Consider the following 17896-nt stretch of genomic DNA (forward strand, 5'->3'; position numbering starts at 1 on the left):
CTCAATATGCCTCACCAGTTATATGCCAGTCAAGGAATGCAGACGCGGCAAGTAAAGAAACGTTGCCGTTTCGCTCCGACTGACCTAGGCTCCATGTGTACGAAACAGTTTCGTTTACGGACTGTGTGCCTTGCCGTACGCGAACGACACCCCCCTGAACGACTTGCCTGGAGTGGTTCCGCATGCCCCAGAAGACCCTGGCCGAGGGCTCCCGCGCCGAGGCGGCCGCGACAGGACACGGCGCGGCCTCGCCCAAGCGGTGGTGGATCCTCGCGGTCGTCGCCGTCGCCCAGCTGATGGTGGTCCTCGACGCCACGATCGTGAACATCGCCCTGCCGTCCGCCCAGACCGACCTCGGCTTCTCCGACGGCAACCGGCAGTGGATCGTCACCGCCTACGCACTGGCCTTCGCCTCCCTGCTGCTGCTCGGCGGCCGGATCGCCGACCTGTTCGGCCGCAAGCCCGCCTTCCTCGTCGGCGTCGTCGGGTTCGCCGCGGCCTCCGCGCTCGGCGGCGCCGCGAACGGCTTCACCATGCTGGTCGCCGCCCGCGCCCTGCAGGGCGCCTTCGGCGCGCTCCTGGCACCTGCCGCGCTGTCGCTGCTCAACACCACCTTCACCGACGCCCGGGAGCGGGCCCGCGCGTTCAGCGTGTACGGCGCGATCGCCGGCGCCGGCGGTGCCGTCGGCCTGCTGCTCGGCGGTGTGCTGACCGACGCGCTCGACTGGCGGTGGACCCTGTACGTGAACGTGGCCATCGCCGTCGTCGCCTTCGCGGGCGGCTGGCTCCTGCTGGGCAACCACCGCGACGCGGCGAACGCCAAGCTCGACGTGCCCGGCACGATTCTGGTCGCGGCCGGCCTCTTCTCCCTGGTCTACGGCTTCTCGAACGCCGAGGCCCACGACTGGGACTCCCCGCTGACCTGGGGCTTCCTGACCGTGGGCGGGCTGCTGCTGGTGGCCTTCGCCTGGTGGCAGACCAGGGCCCCGCACCCACTGCTGCCCCTGCGCATCCTGCTCGACCGCAACCGCGCCGCCTCCTTCCTCGCGGTGCTCATCACCGGCGCCGGCATGTTCGGCGTGTTCCTCTTCCTGACCTACTACCTCCAGCTGAACCTCGGCTTCAGCCCGACCAGGACCGGCGTGGCTTTCCTGCCGATGGTCGGCGCGCTGATGGTGACCGCGCAGGCCGGCACCACGATGCTGCTGCCGCGGATCGGTCCGAAGGCCGTCATCCCGCTGGGCTTCGCGATCGCCACGGCCGGCATGGCCTGGCTGACCGGCATCGGGGCCGGCTCGGACTACGTCAGCGCGGTGCTGCCGCAGCTGATCGTGATCGGTGTGGGTCTCGGCCTGGTCATGCCACCCGCCATGCAGCTGGCCACCGGCGGGGTCGCCGCCGAGGACGCGGGCGTGGCCTCCGCGACCGTCAACGCCATGCAGCAGGTGGGCGGGTCGATCGGCACGGCCCTGCTGAACACGCTGGCGGCGAGCGCCGCCACCGACTACCTCGCCGGCCGGGACGCCACGAGCCCGCCGGTGCGGGCTCAGGCCACGATCGAGAGCTACACCACCGCCTTCTGGTGGTCGGCGGTGTTCTTCGCCGCCGGCACCGTGATCACCTTCCTCCTGTACCGCCGCGGGGTGCCGCAGCAGAACGCGGACGCCGCACCGGTCGTCCACATGTGAGGGCCGTCGCAGACCCGGGGGGCCGCCGTCAGCAGGGAGACGGCGGCTCCTCGGGCTGTCCGGACGACGCTTGGGACGGCGCCGCCGGGTAACTCGCACAGGAGATCACCGCGCCGACGGAAGGAGACGCCATGCCCGGTGGGAACGACCACGACCGCGAGGACCAGCCGCAGACAGCCCTGGAGGAGGTGCTCCGGGAGGTCGAGGAAGCCGAGAAGCGGGACGAGGACAAGGCCGCCCCGGGCGAGGCCGGGGACGCGATCACCCCGAACACCGGAGCCCAGGACCAGGCGGAGGGCGACTGACACCGACCGCCGGCGAGCCGGCTCACCACGGGTCCGTTCCACGGGCGGGCAGACAGGTGCCTGCGGTACGAGCCGGCAGACCGGTGCTGGCCGAGCGGGCCGGGTACGCCGTCGCTCCCCGCGGGCCGACTGCCCGTCGCTCGCCGCGGACCGGCTGCCCGTGCTCCCGGCCGGCCGGATACGTCTGTGCTTCCAGTGGGCGGGCCGAGCACCGGTGTTTTCCCGCGGCCCGGGTACCCGCGCCGCATGGACCACCACCCGCGAGGACCCCAGCTTCCCCCGCCCCGCGGCCCGCTCTCCGCCGCGGTCACCGCATACCTGCGCGGCACGGGCCCGCTCCCCCGCCCGGACGGCGCCGTGGCGGCGGACCCGTACGGCGACGACGCCCAGCTCACCCTGTACCTCTGTTACGAGCTGCACTACCGCGGCTTCGCCGGCGTCGCGCCGGGGACCGAGTGGGACCCGGAGCTGCTGCGCGTCCGGGCCGCGCTGGAGCAGCGCTTCCTGTCCGCCCTGCGCGCCGACAGCCCGCGGCACGGCACACTGGACGACGCGCTCGCCGCGCTCCTGGTCGAGCCGGCCGAGGGCACGGGAGTCACCCACTTCCTGTGCGCGGAAGGCGCCTTGTGGCAGCTGCGCGAGTACGCGGCCCAGCGCTCCCTGTACCACCTGAAGGAGGCCGACCCGCACGCCTGGGTGCTGCCGCGGCTGTGGGGCCGGGCCAAGGCGGCGATGGCGGCGGTGGAGTTCGACGAGTTCGGCGGCGGCCGCGCCGAGCGGGTGCACGCACGCCTGTTCGCCGACCTGATGACGGACCTGGGCCTGGACACCGCCTACGGCCGCTACCTGAACGCGGCCCCAGCCGAGATGCTGGCCGTGGTCAACCTGATGTCCCTGTTCGGCCTGCACCGCGAACTGCGCGGGGCGCTGGTGGGCCACTTCGCCGACGTGGAGATCACCTCCTCGCCCGGCTCCCGCCGGCTCGCCGAGGCGATGCGCCGCACCGGCGCCGGCCCGGCCGCCGAGTTCTTCTACGACGAGCACGTGGAAGCGGACGCGGTGCACGAACAGGTCGTCCGGCACGAAGTGATCGGCGGCCTGCTCGACGAGGAGCCGGAGCTGGCGGCGGACGTCGCCTTCGGGATCGACGCGACCGAGTATCTGGAGGACCGGTTGTCCCGGCGGCTGCTCGCCCACTGGCGCGCCGGGCGGTCGTCACTGCGGACACCCCTGGAACAGCAGATGTCCCATACATCCTGAACCCCTGGGTACCCGCGCCACGTGATTGCCAGAACACTTCCGGGCGTGTACGCCCCGCAGGACGACACGCAGCTGCTGGCCGAGGCCCTCCGCGAGGAGGCGCTGCGGCCGGGGACCCGTGTGTTGGACGTCGGCACCGGAAGCGGTGCCCTGGCCCTCGACGCGGCCCGGCGGGGCGCCGAGGTGACCGCGGTGGACGTGTCCCGGCGAGCCGTCTGGACGGCCCGGCTCAATGCCTGGCTTGCCCGGCTGCCGGTGCGCATCCGGCGCGGCGACCTCTTCGCACCGGCCCGGGGCGGGACGTACGACGTCATCGTGGCCAACCCGCCCTACGTGCCGTCGCCCGGTGCCGGGCGCGGGCCGCGTGGCCGGTCCCGGGCCTGGGACGCGGGGCTGGACGGGCGGCTGCTGCTGGACCGGATCTGCCGCGACGCGCCGGCGCTGCTGGCCCCTTCGGGAGTGCTGCTGATCGTGCACTCCGCGCTGAGCGACCCCGGGCGCACCCTGGAGCTGCTGCGGGGGGCGGGGCTGAAGGCCGCGGTGGTCCGGCGCCGTTGGATCGCCTTCGGGCCGGTGCTGCGCTCCCGGGAGGACTGGCTGCGCCGGCGCGGGCTGCTCGCCCCTGCCGAGGACAAGGAAGAACTGGTGGTCATCCGTGCCGAACGACCCAGCTGACCCGGGACCCGACGAGTCCGCCGGGCCCGAAGCGAGCGATTGCGGTGGGACCGCCCAGCGCCGGTCCGGCGACGCCCGGCCTGACCACTCCGGTGACGCCGTACCGCACGGCCCCGCCGCGCCGGTGCCCCAGGAGTCCGCTCGGCGGGCCCGCCGCATCACCGTGCAACGGCGCGGGCCCCTCCTGGTGGAAGGGCCCGTGGAGATCGAACTCGAGGACGGGACCACGGTCTTCTCGGACCGGTTCCGCGTCGCTCTGTGTACCTGCCGGCGCAGTCGCCGCTACCCGTGGTGCGACACGAGTCACCGGCGCAAGAGTTGAACCTGCGGTCTAAACCTGTTGTTTTTCGCCGCTCCCCGGGAGGCCCCCCACGGACCTACCCGGGGAGCGGCTGTGTGCCCGAGACCGGCGGGCGGCCCCACTCCGCCCGCCTGCCCCGGTTCGAGATCGCGGGTTCCCCGCTCCAGGGGCCGCACTCCCCAGTTGCGGGCCTGATCCGGTGTCCACGGGGACCCCGGCGATCCCGGCCTCAGAACGCGAACAGGGTGCCGCCGACGGCGTCCCTCATGCACGCGTTGCCAAAGGTGCGTTCGTAGGAGACGCGCTTGCCCTGCCAGACGCCCTGCACGGTGACGACGACGGGGTCGTACACCTTGGTGCACATGACGTCACCCGCGGGCTTCAGCGCGTCGAAGTCGCCGCCCACGCCGCGCAGCTCGGCGCAGGCCTGGGTCGCGGCGGGGTGGGTGCCGGTGGCCGTGGGCGCGCAGGTCAGGGTGACGGCGCGCTCCGGGGTGGCCGTGGCCGCGTCGTTGCCGTGGCCGGTGGTGAGCACCAGCGCCGAGGGCGCGTACAGCGACGACGGGGCGGCGCCCGGTGCGGCGACGGCGGCCCCGATGAGGGGTCCGCCGACGGCAACGGCCGTGAGGCCGATGGCCGCTGCCCAGCGCGCGGTGTTCCGCATTGTGTGCATCCTTCCGCTCGAACTGACAGATCGCCGGCTCCGGTCCGGTCGGGCGCCGGAGCGGCGAGCGCCACTCTGCCGAGTCCACCGGCGAAACTCACATCGAACCCATGGGTTTCAGTAACCTTTCGTGTTGAATCAGTGGCGTGAAGTCACGGAAGTCGAACGCCGTGACCCCGGAACAGAGCGGTTCTGCCGCCCCCGAAGCGGCCAGATGGCCGAAAATCAGCTGTTCGTTAATCGTCCTGAAACATTCCGGCTCCGCCCCCTGTAAGTCCCTTCATGACTCCTTGTGTTCACTAAGTGATCACCAGGGGCGGGGCCCTCCGCGCAACGGCGAGTGGTCAGTTCATCCATCGGCAGCGCCCATCCGGGATGAACCATCCACTGGATCAAGGGGGTTCGGCCGCGTATCGTACGCGCCTCGCGCCCGGCCCACCGCTCGGTATCGTCGGGCGGGCACGCGGCCGACGACTGCCGGGAGGGACGGATGGCGCAGCACTGGGCGGACTTCCAGTACGATATCTATCTGAACGGGACCACGGGTGCCGTGCCCCGGCTCCCGACCGATCCGACCCGGCTGGAGGAGCTGGCCGAACACCGGCTCGGTCCCGGGCCGACGGGCTATGTGGCGGGCAGCGCGGGCGACGGCAGCACGGCCCGCGCCAACCGGGCGGCCCTCGCCCGGCGCCGTATCGTGCCGCGCATGCTGCGGGACGTGCACGAGCGGGACCTCACGACCGAGGTGCTCGGGCGGACCGTGCCTGCCCCGCTCGCCCTGGCGCCCGTCGGCGTGCTGTCGATCATGCATCCGGACGCCGAGACCGCGGCCGCCCTGGCCGCCGCCGCGCACGGAGTGCCGTACATCCTGTCGTCGGCGTCCAGCACGCCGATGGAGCAGGTGGCGGAGGCGATGGGCGACGGCGAGCGGTGGTTCCAGCTCTACTGGGGCAAGGACCGCGAGGTGACCCGGAGTTTCCTCACCCGGGCGCGGGCCGCCGGGTACACGGCACTGTTCGTCACGCTCGACACGCCGATACTGGGCTGGCGGCCCCGGGACCTGGACCAGGCGTACCTGCCGTTCCTGCACGGCGTGGGCACCGCCAACTACTTCACCGACCCGGCGTTCCAGGCGGGACTCGCCAAGCCGGTGCACGAGGATCCGAACGCGGCGGTGCTGCACTTCCTCGGCCTGTTCGGGGACCCCGGTCACACCTGGCCGGACCTTGCCTTCCTGCGCGAGCACTGGGACGGGCCGATCGTGCTGAAGGGCGTGCTGCACCCGGACGACGCACGGCTCGCCGCGGACGCCGGGGTGGACGGCGTGGTGGTCTCCAACCACGGCGGACGGCAGGTGGCCGGCGCGGTCGCGGCGGCCGACGCGCTGCCCGGAGTCGCGGACGCGGTCGGCGACCGGCTGACAGTGCTCTTCGACAGCGGGGTGCGCACCGGTGACGACGTGTTCAAGGCCCTGGCCCTCGGCGCGCGGGCGGTCCTGCTCGGGCGGCCGTACGTCTACGGACTCGGTCTGGACGGGCAGGCCGGCGTGGAGCACGTCGTCCGGTGCGTGCTGGCGGAGCTGGACCTGACGCTCGCCCTGGCCGGGCACACCGGCCCGGCCACGGTCACCTCGGCGGACCTGGTCGAGCACCCGGCCTGACCCGCCCGCCGCCCTAGGAACGCCCCTGCGGCACCACCGCCGGCCGGCCCCGGGCGTGCCCCTGCGGCGGTGCCGTCCGCCGGCCCTCGGCGTGCCCCTGCGGCGGTGCGGCCCGTCGGCCCCGGGCGTGCCCCTGCGGCAGCGCCGCCGGCCGGGCCGGTGGGTCCTGTGTGCCCGAGAGGGACAGTGAGCCGGGGCTCGCCGTCGGCGCGTCGGTGTTCCAGCGCTGGCCGGCGGAACGGTCCCGGACCTTGACGACGACATCGGCGCCGGCCTGGCCGCCGGCACCGGCGAGGGCGAGCGTGCGGTCCCAGTGGGGCAGCAACTCGCCCTGGGCGGTGAGGTCGTAGCGCACGTCGTCGCCCCGCTCGGAGCCGGCACCGGCGCAGCTGCCGAGGATGACCACGCCGGCGTCGGCGTGCGAGTCCAGGCACAGTCCGGAACCGGCCGCGTTGCGCAGCAGACCGTCGGCGTCGTGGCTCCACCGCTGCGTGGCCGTGCCTGAGCAGTCGGCGAGGACGGCGGCGGCACCGGCCTCGGGCGCGCCCCTGACGTCCAGGCACAGGTCTCCGGCGGCGTTGCGCAGCAGAACCGGCCGGCCGGCGGCGGGCAGGCCCGCTGTGCCGGGAGCGGTGGCGGAGCCGGACGGGGTCCGGCCGCCGGAGCCGGGGACCGCGCTCGTGGAGGCGACCGGGCCGGTGCCGTCGCCGCCGTCCGGCCATGCGCCGACCGCGAGGACCGTGGCGAGCAGCCCGGCCGAGGCCACACCGACGCCGGTCAGCAGCGTCCTGGACGACCAGCCGGTACCGGGCGCCCGGTGGGCGGACGTCCCGGCCTGCTGCTCGTCCTCGCCTTCGCGGCGACGCCCGGGCGTCGCGGTCCGGCCGAGGAGCCCGGGCCGGCCACCGCCGCGCCGGCGCCCGCCGGAGCGCCGGGACCCGCCGCGGGCCCGGGCCGGACCGGAGCTTCGGCCGGGGCGGGACTCGAGGTAGCGGCGGGCGCCCCAGCCGAGCACGGACTCGGCGAGCAGGACACCCAGGGCGGCGTCGGCGTGCCCCAGTTGCTCGGCGGCGTGCCGGCAATAGGCGCAGCCCGACACGTGTTCCTGGACGTCCGGCAGCAGCGTGCCGCCCCTGCGGATGGGGACGTCCAGCAGGCGGTTGTAGTAACGGCACTCCTTGCCGGGCGCGAGTTCCCGGTGGGCGCGTGCCAGCCCTTCCCGGAACGTGTCCCGGGCCTGTTCGAGCGCGGCCGAAGCGTTCTCGATGTCCAGGCCGAGCAGTCCGGCGGGAACGCCGATCGGCTCGGCCTCGACCTCGGTGTGCCACAACAGGGCCTGTTCCAGCCGGGGAAGGCCGTGGAACGAGCGGTCGGAGAGGGCCCGGTTCTCGGGTACGAGGTTCTGCGCGGTGCGCATTCCGCGTCCCCCGGCGGGTTTCCCGAGGCCGGGCAGTACGGCGGTGATCCGGTCGGTGCCGGACCAGTTGACGACCGTGTCGCGCACGGCGACCAGCAGGCGGGGCCGCAGCGCCTCGGCCGGTTCGCCGAGCGCCAGCCGGCCGAGGACCTGGTGGAAGGCGGTGGCGGTGACCATGTGGGCGAGCGGCCCGGGCGCGGCCAGGCAGATGACCGCGTATTCCTGGGCCGGCTCCCAGTGCCGGGCCATCAGAAGGGCGGCGGACCGGGAGGCCTCCGTGTCGGAGCCGGCCCGCAGCGGACCGGCGAGCGACTCGTCGGACTCTCCGGTATCGCCGCCGGGCGGCGGATAAGGAGGCCGAGGAGGGTGGGGGGTGGGCACTGAGCGGGTTCCTTCGGTGCGTGGTGCGTGGGTGCGTGTCTCTCGCGTACGTGCGCGGAGGGGGCGGAAATGCACCGCGTTCAAACCCTTGCACAACTTCCACACGAGCAACAAGGCACGTGTGAGACATCAGCCGCTTTGAAGGAAAGTCAGAACACCGTTGCCGTTTGGGGCAGTTGGGAAAGGCCGGACGTTTCTTCGCGCGCCCCGTGTGAAGCGCGCGCCCGCGGCCGCCGGACGCGCACGCTCCCGGAGCGTGCGGCCCGGTGGTGCACTGTGGACCGGCCCTTCTCGGAAGGCCCCGCGCGGGACGGCGGCACTCCCGCGTGAGACCGGCCGCCGGCCCCGTTCCTCCCGCCCTCGGCCGGCGGCCCCGGCGGCTTCCCCCGCCGGCCGGGGGCACCTGCCCCCGGGACGGGGCCGGCCGGCCGACGCCGTGTCAGATCTGCCAGGAGCGCAGCCGGTCGGCGGCGCCGTACACGTCGGTCTTGCCGGAGATCAGGTCGCGCGTGAGGTCGACGAGGGCGCCGTAGGGCGGGTCGATGCCGACGCCGCTGACGAACATGTAGGCCACGGCCGTCGCGCAGGCGAAGCGGGCGTTGGCCGCGGGCAGCGGCTTGAGCACGGCGAGGGTGTGCAGCAGCGCGGCGGCGCGCCAGGCGGCGTCCGAGTCCACGCCGAGCCGGGGCGGGTCCACCCGGTGCCGGGCGACGGCGGCGACGAGCGCGGAGAAGTCGTCCACGGCCGGCTGGTCGGGCAGCACTTCCTCGTGCCGCTGGAGCAGCCAGGGGACGTCGATGTGGATCAGGGAGGTCATCGCTCAGGCGGCCTCGCCCCTGGCGGGGGGCTCGTCGTCGGGAAAGGCCGCGGCGAACTCCTCGGCATGGGCGGCGAAGAAGCGGCGGAAGGCCTCCGCGCCCTCCTGCAGGGCCCGGTGCCGGGCGATGTCGGCGGCGGCGGCCTCGCGGACGAGGGCCTTCATCGACGTACCGCGTTCCTTGGCGATCTGGCGCAGGTCCTCGAGTTCCCGTTCGCTGAACTCCACGTTGAGAGCTGGCATGCCCCTCACGGTACCGCGAGGGTACTCACGCGTAAATATGCGCAGGTGGGACGGCATTCCCTCTGGTACCGGAAGGGTTCGATGCCGACCGGGTCGACGAGCAGGAGCTACCCAGAAGCACTCACAACTGATCGCGACCGAACAGATTCTGACGTCTTGCCACGCAAGATCATCGCTTCCGGGTGGCTACGTGGCCGCCATCGGCCATACCCCCTCCGGACTTCCCCTCTCGACCGTGCAGCCGGATGCGTCCGGCCCGGCGCCGGCCGGCGTTCACACGCGTCCGCGAAGCACTACTCTGGAACACGCGTGAAGCCACCTGTTCACTGTGAGTGTGCGCTTGGGAGCGGCGACGATGAGCCGGGTCTATCCGATCGACGACGCGGCGACGGCCCGGGCTGTCATCGACGACGACGGAACACTGGTCGAGTGGAACGAGGGCGCCCGGCGCCTGCTCGGCCACCCGGCCGGCTCCGTTCTGGGCAGGCCCGCCGCCGAACTGCTGGCCGGCCCCGGTGCCCCTGTCCCGCCGAGGGGCCCGCGCTGGGCGGGAACGCTCGGACTGCGCCACCGCGACGGCCGCACCCTCTCGGTGTGGCTGCTCGCCCACCGCCGCCCGGCACAGGACGGACACCCGGGCGGCTGGACCGTCGTCACCCCGCTCACCGGCGCCGAGCCGCCCGCCCCGGACGATCCGCTCGGCAGGGCGGCCCTCATCCAGTCGCCCTGCGCGGTCGCGGTGTACGACCACGCGCTGCGGCTGCGCCGGATGAACGACGCGATGGCCTCCGTCATCGGCCTGTCCGAGGAGCGGGTGCGGGGGCTGCGGCCCTCGGAGATCGGCGGCCGACCGCAGAGCGACGAACTGGAACGGCACATGCTCCAGGTGCTGACCTCGGGCAGACCGCTGGACATGGAGGCCTTCACCCGCTCCGGCGGCGAGGAACGGGCACACGCCTGGCTCGCCCGGATGGCCCCGGTCACGGACGCGGAGGGCCGGGTGCGGGGCGTGTGCCTGGCCGCGCACGACGTCACCGACAACTACCGGGCCCGACAGCGGCTGCAGCTCGTCAACGAGGCGAGCATGCGCATCGGGACCACGCTCGACGTCCTGCGGACGGCGCGGGAGCTGGCGGCCATGTGCGTGCCCACGCTCGCCGACTTCGTCACCGTCGACCTGCTGGACCCCGAGGACTACGGCGGCGAACCCCCGGCCCGCATCACGGCGCCGGTCACCCTGCGCCGGGCCGCCCACGAGTCGGTGCTCGGCGGCGTGCCCGAGGCGGTGCTGAAGCCCGGGCAGACCGAGGTCTACCCGGCCGGCTCCCCGCAGGCGGACTCGCTCACCGCGGGGCACGCGATCACCGCCTCGGTGACCGCGGGCGACCTGGACCAGTGGCTGACCTGGAACACCATGCGCGGCGAACGGGTGCGCACCTTCGGCATCCACTCCTCGATGTCCGTGCCGATCCAGGCCCGCGGTCTCACCCTCGGCGTGGCGGTCTTCACCCGGCACCGGCGCCCGGACGGATTCACCCCCGACGACAGGCTGCTGGCCGAGGAGATCACCACGCGGGCCGCCGTCTGCATCGACAACGCCCGCCGCTACTCGCGCGAGCGGGAGACCGCGCTCGCGCTCCAGCGCAGCCTGCTGCCCCGCCGGCTGCCGCGGACGGCCGCTCTGGAGGCGTCCTCCCGGTACCTGCCCGCCGCCCGGGCCGGGGTGGGCGGGGACTGGTTCGACGTGATCCCGCTGTCCGGCCTGCGGGTCGCCATGGTCGTCGGGGACGTCGTCGGGCACGGGGTCCAGGCCTCGGCCACCATGGGCCGGCTGCGCACGGCCGTACGCACCCTCGCCGACATCGACCTGGCCCCCGACGAGCTGCTGACCCACCTGGACGACCTGGTCGTCCGGCTGTCGGAGGAGTCGGGCGGGGAAGGCAGCCCCGGCGAGGTCGGCGCCACCTGCCTGTACGCCGTCTACGACCCGGTGTCGCGGCGGTGCTGCGTGGCCCGCGCCGGACACCCGCCGCCCGTGCTGCTGCGGCCGGGCGGCCGGCCGGAGCTGCTGGACCTGCCCGCCGGACCGCCGCTGGGCCTGGGCGGGCTGCCGTTCGAGTCCGCCGAGGTCGAACTGCCCGAGGGCAGCGTCCTCGCCCTGTACACGGACGGTCTGGTGCTGTCCCGGGACCGGGACGGGGACGCCAGCCGCGAACTGCTGTTCCGGGCGCTCGAGCGGGACTGCGCCACCCTGGACGAGACCTGCGACGGCGTCCTGCACGCACTGCTGCCGTCCGGGAGCGCCGCCGACGACGTGGCTCTGCTCCTGGCCCGTACCCAGGGCCTGCCGGCCTCGGGGGTCGCGACCTGGGACATCCCCGCCGACCCGGCACTGGTCGCGCCGGTCCGCAAGCAGGTCGTGGCGCAGCTGTCCGACTGGGGGCTGAGCGAGGCCTCGTTCACGACGGAGCTGGTGGTCAGCGAGCGCTGGTCACCAACGCCATCCGGTACGGCTCGCACCCGATCCGGCTCCGGCTGATCCATGACGCGACCACACTGATCTGCGAGGTCTCCGACACCAGCCACACGGCCCCGCACCTGCGCCGGGCCAAGGTCTTCGACGAGGGCGGCCGGGGCCTGCTCCTGGTCGCCCAGCTCACCCAGCGCTGGGGCAGCCGGCACACCCCGGACGGCAAGACGATCTGGGCGGAGCTGCCGCTGTACGAGGAGGACGTGTAGAGGGAGCGGACCGGGCGCACCTCACGGCCGGGGACACTCGACGGCCGGTCAGGCCCTGCGGCTGACGGAGCGCGCGGCCGACGGGCCTGCGGCCGGGAGGTGTCCGTCTTCTGGCGCGCGTGCGGTCAGGAGGCCGTCAGCCAGGGGCGCACCTGCTTGCGGGCCTCGTGCAGGCGTGACTTGAGGGTGCCGAGCGGTATGCCGACGCGTTCGGCGATCTCCGCGTACTCCAGCTGGCAGATGTCCCGGTAGACCAACGGCGCGACCAGGTGCGGATGCTCCCGCTCCAGGCGGTCCAGGGCCTCCAGCAGATCCACCCGGGAGCCGGCGATGACGCTGGTGGTGCGCGGGTCCACGGCATGGGCGGGCTCGATGGCGGCCGGCTGCTCGGCGGCCCGCCGCTTCAGCTCGCGGTACTTCTGCCGGCAGCAGTTGGCGACCACGGTGTACAGCCAGGTGCCGAAGCGGCTGCGTCCCTCGAACCCGGCGATGTGCCGGGCCACCTGGAACAGCACGTCCTGGGCGGCTTCCTCGGCGTCCTCCCGGCAGGGCAGGAAGCGCCCGCACCGGCGCACGACCTCCGGCCGCAGCTCGGCCAGCAGCCGGTCCAGGGCCGCGCCGTCGCCCGCGGCGGCCCGCCGGGCGAGCTCCTCCATCAGCGCCTGGTCCTGCACGGAAGGGTCCCCCTCGGAGTCGATCCCAGGCCAGGCATGATAGTCGTATGCACCCCCTGGAACGGATCGGCCGCCACCGCCTGGAACGGCCGCTGGGCAGCGGCGCCTTCGCCACGGTGTGGCTGGCCCACGACCCGGAGCTGCAGGCGCCGGTGGCCGTGAAGGTGCTCGCCGAGAACTGGGCGCACCGGCTCGACATCAGGGAGCGCTTCCTGGCCGAGGCCCGGCTGCTGCGCCGGGCCGGTTCCGGCCGGCTGGTGCAGGTCTACGACATCGGCGAACTCCCCGACGGCAGACCCTACTTCGTGATGGAGTATGCCGACGGCGGCACCCTCGCCGATCTGCCGGCCGGCGGTCCGCTGCCGGTGCGGGACGCGCTGGCGCTGACCGCGGAGGCCGCACGCGGTGCCGCGGCGCTGCACGAGGCGGGCATCGTGCACCGCGACATCAAGCCGACGAACGTGCTGCTGCACACCGCCCCGGACGGCACCCGGCGGGTGCTCCTGGCCGACCTGGGCCTCGCCAAGAGCCTCGCGCAGGCCTCGGTGCTCACCCTGGCCGCGGGCTCGGCGGGCTACCAGCCCCCGGAACAGGCCGAGCCGGGCGAGGGCATCGACGAACGCGCCGACGTCTACAGCCTGGGCGCGGTCGCCTACGAGTTGCTCACCGGGACCGTGCCGGGGCCGCCGGGGAAGGTCGTACCGCCCGGGCGGCTGCGGCCGGAGCTGGGCGAGGACGTGGCGCGGGCGGTGCTGCGCGCGCTGGAGCCGGACCGGGAGCGGCGCTGGCCGAGCGCGACGGCGTTCGCACAGGAGCTGGACCGGCTGGCCGCGGGTCCCTCGGCGCGGCCGACGCGACGGCTGGACCGCGTCCGCGGCCGGCTCAACGCCGTGACCCTGGCGGTGGCGGCGGTCCTCGCCGCCACCGCCGCCGCGGTCACGGTCACCGTGGTGCTGCACCGCGGCGGCACCGCGGACGACGGGACACGGGTCACCGACGCCACCGGGCGGGTGAGCGTGCGGGTGCCGGCCGGCTGGGGCCGCGAACTGCGCGCCTCCGGCTGGGATCCGCGCGCGCTCGGGCTGCGGGCGGGTCATGAGCCGGGGCTGGTGGTGGCCGACGACCTGTCCCGGTGGCCCGATCTGCGGGCCGCCGTGGACGGCGTGTTCGTCGGGGTCAGCACGCACGGCGACGTCACCGCGAAGGTGAAGGCGCTCGCGCACCCCGGCTGCCACTACTCCGGCGCCCGGACGGTCACCGCCGGGGACCGGCACGGCCTGGTCCGGGCCTGGGACGGCTGCCCGGACGGCGGTTCCGTCACCGAGTCGGCGCTGGTCCCGGCGGGCGGCTCGGCCCAGCCCCAGGTGTACGTGCAGGTGCGCCAACGGGACGACAGCGACGCGACCGACCCGATTCTCCGCTCCCTGCGGGTGACCTGAGACGCCTGCCGGACCCGTGGCCGGGGAAGAGAACGGGGTAAGAACCAGGAAAGGAAGCCGGTGCGCCGCGAACTTTTCCGGGGCCCCGTGCATCGGAGTGGGATGACGGCGCATCCGGCGCCGACGGCATGCGCGCGGCGCGTGCCGGAATGAACCTGGAGTGGTGAACGACATGGTGTACACCCCCCGGTCCGCGCGGCACGGGGCCCTGCTCGTGGGCACGGTCGCCGTGCTGGGCCTCCTGACCGCCTGCGGCAACGGCACCGACGGGCACGGCAGTCCGCCGGCCTCCGTCTCCGGCACGGCCGGACCCGCGCAGGAGGACTCGAAGAGCCCGGCGTCCGACACGGCCTCCGCCTCCGCCGGCGCCCCGTCGTCGTCCGCGCCGGGGACGACGGTGTCCGCGGGCGGCGCGACGAGCGCGACCACGACGCCCGCGGCGAGTTCCCGCTGCCACACCTCAGAACTGCGGGCCTCCGTCGGCCGCAACGACCCGGGCGCCGGCCAGGAGAACTTCCCGGTGGTGCTCACCAACAGGTCCGCCCGGACCTGCACCCTGCACGGCTATCCCGGCGCCGCCTTCGTCGACGCGTCCGGTTCCCAGCTCGGACCCGACCCCACCCGTGAGCCCGGCTCCCCGGTCACCGTCACGCTCAAGCCCGGGAAGAGCGCCTGGGCGGGGCTGACCTTCTCCAACCCGGGGATCAGCGGGGCGAAGACGGCGACGCCTGCCGCGCTGCTGGTCACGCCGCCGGACGAGCACGACTCGCTGAAGGCGGCCTGGTCCGGCGGGGAGGTGCCGGTCTCCGGAAGCTCCTCGGCCGTGCGTCTGACGGTGCTCGGCCCCGGCACGGCTCCCTGACCCGTACCCCGCCGCGCGAACCCCGCTGTCACCACCGAGGCAGCGGGGTTCGTCATGACGGCGCCGCGGACTGTCACAGAACGGCAACAGGCGCCGCCGGCCCCGATCTTTTCCCCGCCCCCCGCCATCGAACCCGGTCGACCGCACGGCGAACAGGCCCAGCTGGGGCCACGACCAGAAAACCGGGGACACGAATGAACGGGATCTCACGCAGGCGGGTGCTGACGGCGGGAGCGGCGGCGGGTGCCCTCGGGACACTGGCCGCCTGCTCGTCGGGCACCGGCCTCTCGGCCGGCGGTTCCGAACCGGCGGACGGCAAGGGCACCGCGCAGGCCCGCCCGGTGAAGCCCATCGGCGACGGCTCCACCGCCGACACCGGTGCCCAGCCCCGCCAGCCGAAGCCGGCCCGGCTGCGACCGGGCCGGCGGCCCCCGCAGTTCGTGGTGTTCTCCTGGGACGGCGCGGGCGAGGTGAGCAGCAAGCTGTTCTCCCGGTTCCGCAAGGTGGCCGCCGGCCACGGCGCCGGGATGACCTTCTTCCTCAGCGGCATCTACACACTGCCCGAGTCCAAGAAGCACCTGTACCGGCCCCCGCAGCACCCGGCCGGCGCCTCCGCGATCGGCTACCTCGCCGACCGGCACATCCACGCCACCCTCCAGCAGGTGCGGGCCGCCTGGCTGGAGGGCCATGAGATCGGCACCCACTTCAACGGGCACTTCTGCGGTGCCGGCGGCGTGCGCAACTGGTCCCCCTCCGAGTGGCGCAGCGAGATCGAGCAGGCGGTGGACTTCGTCACCAAGTGGAAGACCAACACCGGCTTCACCGACCTCGAGCCGCTCCCCTTCGACTACCGCAAGGAGCTGGTCGGCGGCCGCACCCCGTGCCTGGAGGGCCAGGCCAACCTGCTGCCCACCGCCGCCGCGCTCGGCTGGAAGTACGACGCCAGCTCGCCGGGCGGGCTGCAGATCTGGCCGGGAAAGGTGCAGGGCGGCAGACTGTGGGACTTCCCGCTGCAGTCCATACCGTTCTCCGGGCACTCCTTCCAGGTGCTCTCGATGGACTACAACATGATGTTCAACCAGTCCGGCGGCAACCCGCTCGGCGACCGCGCCCGGTACGCCACGTGGCGCGCGCAGGCCCGCGACACCTATCTGGCCGGTTTCCGGCGGGCGTACGAGACGAACCGCGCGCCCCTCTTCATCGGCAACCACTTCGAGCGCTGGAACGGCGGCATCTACATGGACGCCGTCGAGGAGGCCATCGGGGAGATGGCCGCGCACGACGACGTCCGGTTCGTGTCCTTCAAGCAGCTGGTGACCTGGCTGGAGGCGCAGGACCCGGCAGTGCTGCGCAAGCTGCGCACGCTCTCGCCGGGCCAGTCCCCCACGGGCGGCTGGGCGGAGTTCCTGGGCGCGGCCGGCAGCCCGTCGTCGTAACCCGTCGGAGGTCGTCTGTTTTCATGGGCGGGCACCCTTGATCGCTTCCGGAAGGACTCGCCCTGAACAGCCCGCTCGCCGAGATCCTGTCCGCCGTCCTGCTGGTCGCCGTGCTGGCCTGGGCCGTCGTACGGCCCTTCGGCTGGCCGGAGGCGGTCATGGCCGTGCCCGCCGCCGGGCTCGTGGTCGCCACCGGCGCGCTCCCGCTCGACCACGCGCGTGCCGAGGCGGAACGGCTGGGGCCGGTGGTGGGGTTCCTGGCGGCGGTGCTGGTGCTCGCCCACTTCTGTGACGTGGAGGGGCTGTTCCAGGCGTGCGGGGCGTGGATGGCCCGGCGGGCGGCGGGGCGTCCGGTCCGGCTGCTGACGGCGGTGTTCGCGCTGGCCTCGGCCATCACCGCCGTGCTCAGCCTCGACGCGACGATCGTGCTGCTCACCCCTGTCGTGTTCGCCACGGCCGCACGCACGGGCGTACGGCCCAAGCCGCACGTGTACGCCTGTACCCATCTGTCCAACACCGCCTCGCTGCTGCTGCCGGTGTCCAACCTGACGAACCTGCTGGCGTTCGCGGCGAGCGGGCTGAGCTTCACCCGGTTCGCGGCGCTGATGGCGCTGCCCTGGGTGGTGGCCATCGGCGCCGAGTACCTGGTGTTCCGGCGGTTCTTCGCCCGGGACCTCGCGGCGGCGGCCCCGGCGGACCGGGACACCGGCGGGGCACCGGAGCTGCCGCTGTTCGCGCTGGTGACCGTGGGCTGCACACTCGCCGGGTTCGTGGTGGCGTCGGTGTTCGGCGTGGAACCCGCCTGGGTGGCGGCCGCGGGCGCGCTGGTACTGGCCGGACGGGCGCTCGCACGGCGGCGGGCGTCCCCGCTGACGGTCGTGCGGGCGGCGGCCCCGGCCTTCCTCGCCTTCGTGCTGGCGCTGGGCGTCGTGGTGCGGGCGGTGGTCGACAACGGGCTCGCGGACCTGCTCGGGCACGTGGTGCCGGACGGCACCGGGCTGAGCGCGCTGCTCGGGACCGCCGCGCTGGCCGCCGTCCTCGCGAACGTCATCAACAACCTGCCCGCGGTGCTGGTCCTGCTGCCGCTGGCCGCGCCCGCGGGGCCGGGTGCGGTTCTCGCCGTACTGCTCGGTGTGAACATCGGCCCGAACCTCACCTACGCCGGGTCGCTGGCCACGCTGCTGTGGCGGCGGATCGTGCACCAGCACGAGCACGGTGTGGACCTGGGGGAGTTCACCCGGCTCGGCCTGATCGCCGTGCCGTCCTCCCTCGCCGTCGCGGTGGTGGCACTGTGGGGGTCGCTCCAGGTTTTCTGAGCGGTGCGGACGAGGCGGA

At 73.9% G+C, this 17896-nt stretch carries 15 protein-coding genes and 1 pseudogene; 11 read left to right on the top strand and 5 right to left on the bottom strand.

Annotated features, from left to right (window positions below; translation table 11 throughout):
- Positions 1-182 precede the first annotated feature (182 nt).
- From JK359_RS21050 to JK359_RS21070, 5 genes are all read left to right on the top strand, one after another.
- Positions 183-1688, top strand: coding sequence for an MFS transporter (locus JK359_RS21050; RefSeq protein WP_201837817.1), 1506 nt, complete (start codon positions 183-185; stop codon positions 1686-1688).
- 131 nt (positions 1689-1819) lie between these two features.
- A complete protein-coding gene (locus tag JK359_RS21055; RefSeq protein ID WP_201837819.1) occupies positions 1820-1993 on the top strand; it encodes a hypothetical protein in 174 nt (57 codons plus the stop codon).
- A 246-nt stretch (positions 1994-2239) separates the two neighbouring features.
- The gene (locus JK359_RS21060; protein WP_201837821.1) at positions 2240-3253 is read left to right on the top strand and encodes an iron-containing redox enzyme family protein; all 1014 of its coding nucleotides are present in this window, start codon (positions 2240-2242) and stop codon (positions 3251-3253) included.
- A gap of 21 nt (positions 3254-3274) precedes the next feature.
- On the top strand, positions 3275-3928 hold the full coding sequence (locus JK359_RS21065) for a HemK2/MTQ2 family protein methyltransferase (RefSeq protein WP_307788209.1): 654 nt from the start codon (positions 3275-3277) through the stop codon (positions 3926-3928).
- Between the two features lie 124 nt (positions 3929-4052).
- Positions 4053-4250, top strand: coding sequence for a CDGSH iron-sulfur domain-containing protein (locus tag JK359_RS21070; protein ID WP_201837979.1), 198 nt, complete (start codon positions 4053-4055; stop codon positions 4248-4250).
- A 208-nt stretch (positions 4251-4458) separates the two neighbouring features.
- On the opposite strand, the gene JK359_RS21075 is transcribed toward JK359_RS21070, so the two are convergent.
- Positions 4459-4893, bottom strand: a complete 435-nt coding sequence (locus JK359_RS21075; protein WP_201837825.1) for a subtilase-type protease inhibitor — start codon at positions 4891-4893, stop codon at positions 4459-4461.
- A gap of 490 nt (positions 4894-5383) precedes the next feature.
- On the opposite strand from JK359_RS21075, the gene JK359_RS21080 reads away from it, so the two are divergent.
- Entirely contained in the window at positions 5384-6553 is a 1170-nt protein-coding gene (locus tag JK359_RS21080) for a lactate 2-monooxygenase (RefSeq protein ID WP_201837827.1), read from the top strand.
- A 13-nt stretch (positions 6554-6566) separates the two neighbouring features.
- Here JK359_RS21080 and JK359_RS21085 read toward each other — a convergent pair whose 3' ends face one another.
- The 3 genes from JK359_RS21085 to JK359_RS21095 form a co-directional block, all read right to left on the bottom strand.
- The gene (locus JK359_RS21085; protein ID WP_201837829.1) at positions 6567-8351 is read right to left on the bottom strand and encodes a ricin-type beta-trefoil lectin domain protein; all 1785 of its coding nucleotides are present in this window, start codon (positions 8349-8351) and stop codon (positions 6567-6569) included.
- 439 nt (positions 8352-8790) lie between these two features.
- Positions 8791-9168 (bottom strand): toxin Doc, encoded by a 378-nt coding sequence (locus JK359_RS21090; protein ID WP_201837831.1) that lies wholly within the window; start codon positions 9166-9168, stop codon positions 8791-8793.
- A 3-nt stretch (positions 9169-9171) separates the two neighbouring features.
- Positions 9172-9411: a hypothetical protein gene (locus JK359_RS21095; protein WP_201837833.1), complete on the bottom strand. Its 240-nt coding sequence runs from the start codon at positions 9409-9411 to the stop codon at positions 9172-9174.
- A gap of 355 nt (positions 9412-9766) precedes the next feature.
- On the opposite strand from JK359_RS21095, the pseudogene JK359_RS21100 reads away from it, so the two are divergent.
- A pseudogene (locus tag JK359_RS21100) lies at positions 9767-12150 on the top strand (SpoIIE family protein phosphatase).
- Between the two features lie 125 nt (positions 12151-12275).
- Here the strand turns inward: JK359_RS21100 and JK359_RS21105 are convergent.
- Positions 12276-12824, bottom strand: a complete 549-nt coding sequence (locus JK359_RS21105) for an RNA polymerase sigma factor (RefSeq protein ID WP_372445451.1) — start codon at positions 12822-12824, stop codon at positions 12276-12278.
- A gap of 47 nt (positions 12825-12871) precedes the next feature.
- On the opposite strand from JK359_RS21105, the gene JK359_RS21110 reads away from it, so the two are divergent.
- From JK359_RS21110 to JK359_RS21125, 4 genes are all read left to right on the top strand, one after another.
- On the top strand, positions 12872-14263 hold the full coding sequence (locus tag JK359_RS21110) for a serine/threonine-protein kinase (RefSeq protein ID WP_201837834.1): 1392 nt from the start codon (positions 12872-12874) through the stop codon (positions 14261-14263).
- 172 nt (positions 14264-14435) lie between these two features.
- Positions 14436-15125: a DUF4232 domain-containing protein gene (locus JK359_RS21115; protein WP_201837983.1), complete on the top strand. Its 690-nt coding sequence runs from the start codon at positions 14436-14438 to the stop codon at positions 15123-15125.
- Positions 15126-15319: 194 nt separating this feature from the next.
- Complete coding sequence (locus JK359_RS21120; protein ID WP_201837836.1) at positions 15320-16561, top strand: polysaccharide deacetylase family protein; 1242 nt, start codon at positions 15320-15322, stop codon at positions 16559-16561.
- Positions 16562-16623: 62 nt separating this feature from the next.
- The gene (locus JK359_RS21125) at positions 16624-17877 is read left to right on the top strand and encodes an SLC13 family permease (protein WP_201837985.1); all 1254 of its coding nucleotides are present in this window, start codon (positions 16624-16626) and stop codon (positions 17875-17877) included.
- Positions 17878-17896: the final 19 nt, after the last annotated feature.

Origin of the sequence: Streptomyces actinomycinicus (assembly GCF_016741775.1) — a bacterium.
Lineage (GTDB): Bacteria > Actinomycetota > Actinomycetes > Streptomycetales > Streptomycetaceae > Streptomyces > Streptomyces actinomycinicus.

Excerpts from the sequence above, each read along its gene's own strand:
- JK359_RS21050 (WP_201837817.1), top strand. The coding sequence starts at position 183 with ATGCCCCAGAAGACCCTGGCCGAGGGCTCCCGCGCCGAGGCGGCCGCG.
- JK359_RS21055 (WP_201837819.1), top strand. The coding sequence starts at position 1,820 with ATGCCCGGTGGGAACGACCACGACCGCGAGGACCAGCCGCAGACAGCC.
- JK359_RS21060 (WP_201837821.1), top strand. The coding sequence starts at position 2,240 with ATGGACCACCACCCGCGAGGACCCCAGCTTCCCCCGCCCCGCGGCCCG.
- JK359_RS21075 (WP_201837825.1), bottom strand. The coding sequence starts at position 4,893 with ATGCGGAACACCGCGCGCTGGGCAGCGGCCATCGGCCTCACGGCCGTT.
- JK359_RS21080 (WP_201837827.1), top strand. The coding sequence starts at position 5,384 with ATGGCGCAGCACTGGGCGGACTTCCAGTACGATATCTATCTGAACGGG.
- JK359_RS21090 (WP_201837831.1), bottom strand. The coding sequence starts at position 9,168 with ATGACCTCCCTGATCCACATCGACGTCCCCTGGCTGCTCCAGCGGCAC.
- JK359_RS21095 (WP_201837833.1), bottom strand. The coding sequence starts at position 9,411 with ATGCCAGCTCTCAACGTGGAGTTCAGCGAACGGGAACTCGAGGACCTG.
- JK359_RS21110 (WP_201837834.1), top strand. The coding sequence starts at position 12,872 with ATGCACCCCCTGGAACGGATCGGCCGCCACCGCCTGGAACGGCCGCTG.
- JK359_RS21115 (WP_201837983.1), top strand. The coding sequence starts at position 14,436 with ATGGTGTACACCCCCCGGTCCGCGCGGCACGGGGCCCTGCTCGTGGGC.
- JK359_RS21120 (WP_201837836.1), top strand. The coding sequence starts at position 15,320 with ATGAACGGGATCTCACGCAGGCGGGTGCTGACGGCGGGAGCGGCGGCG.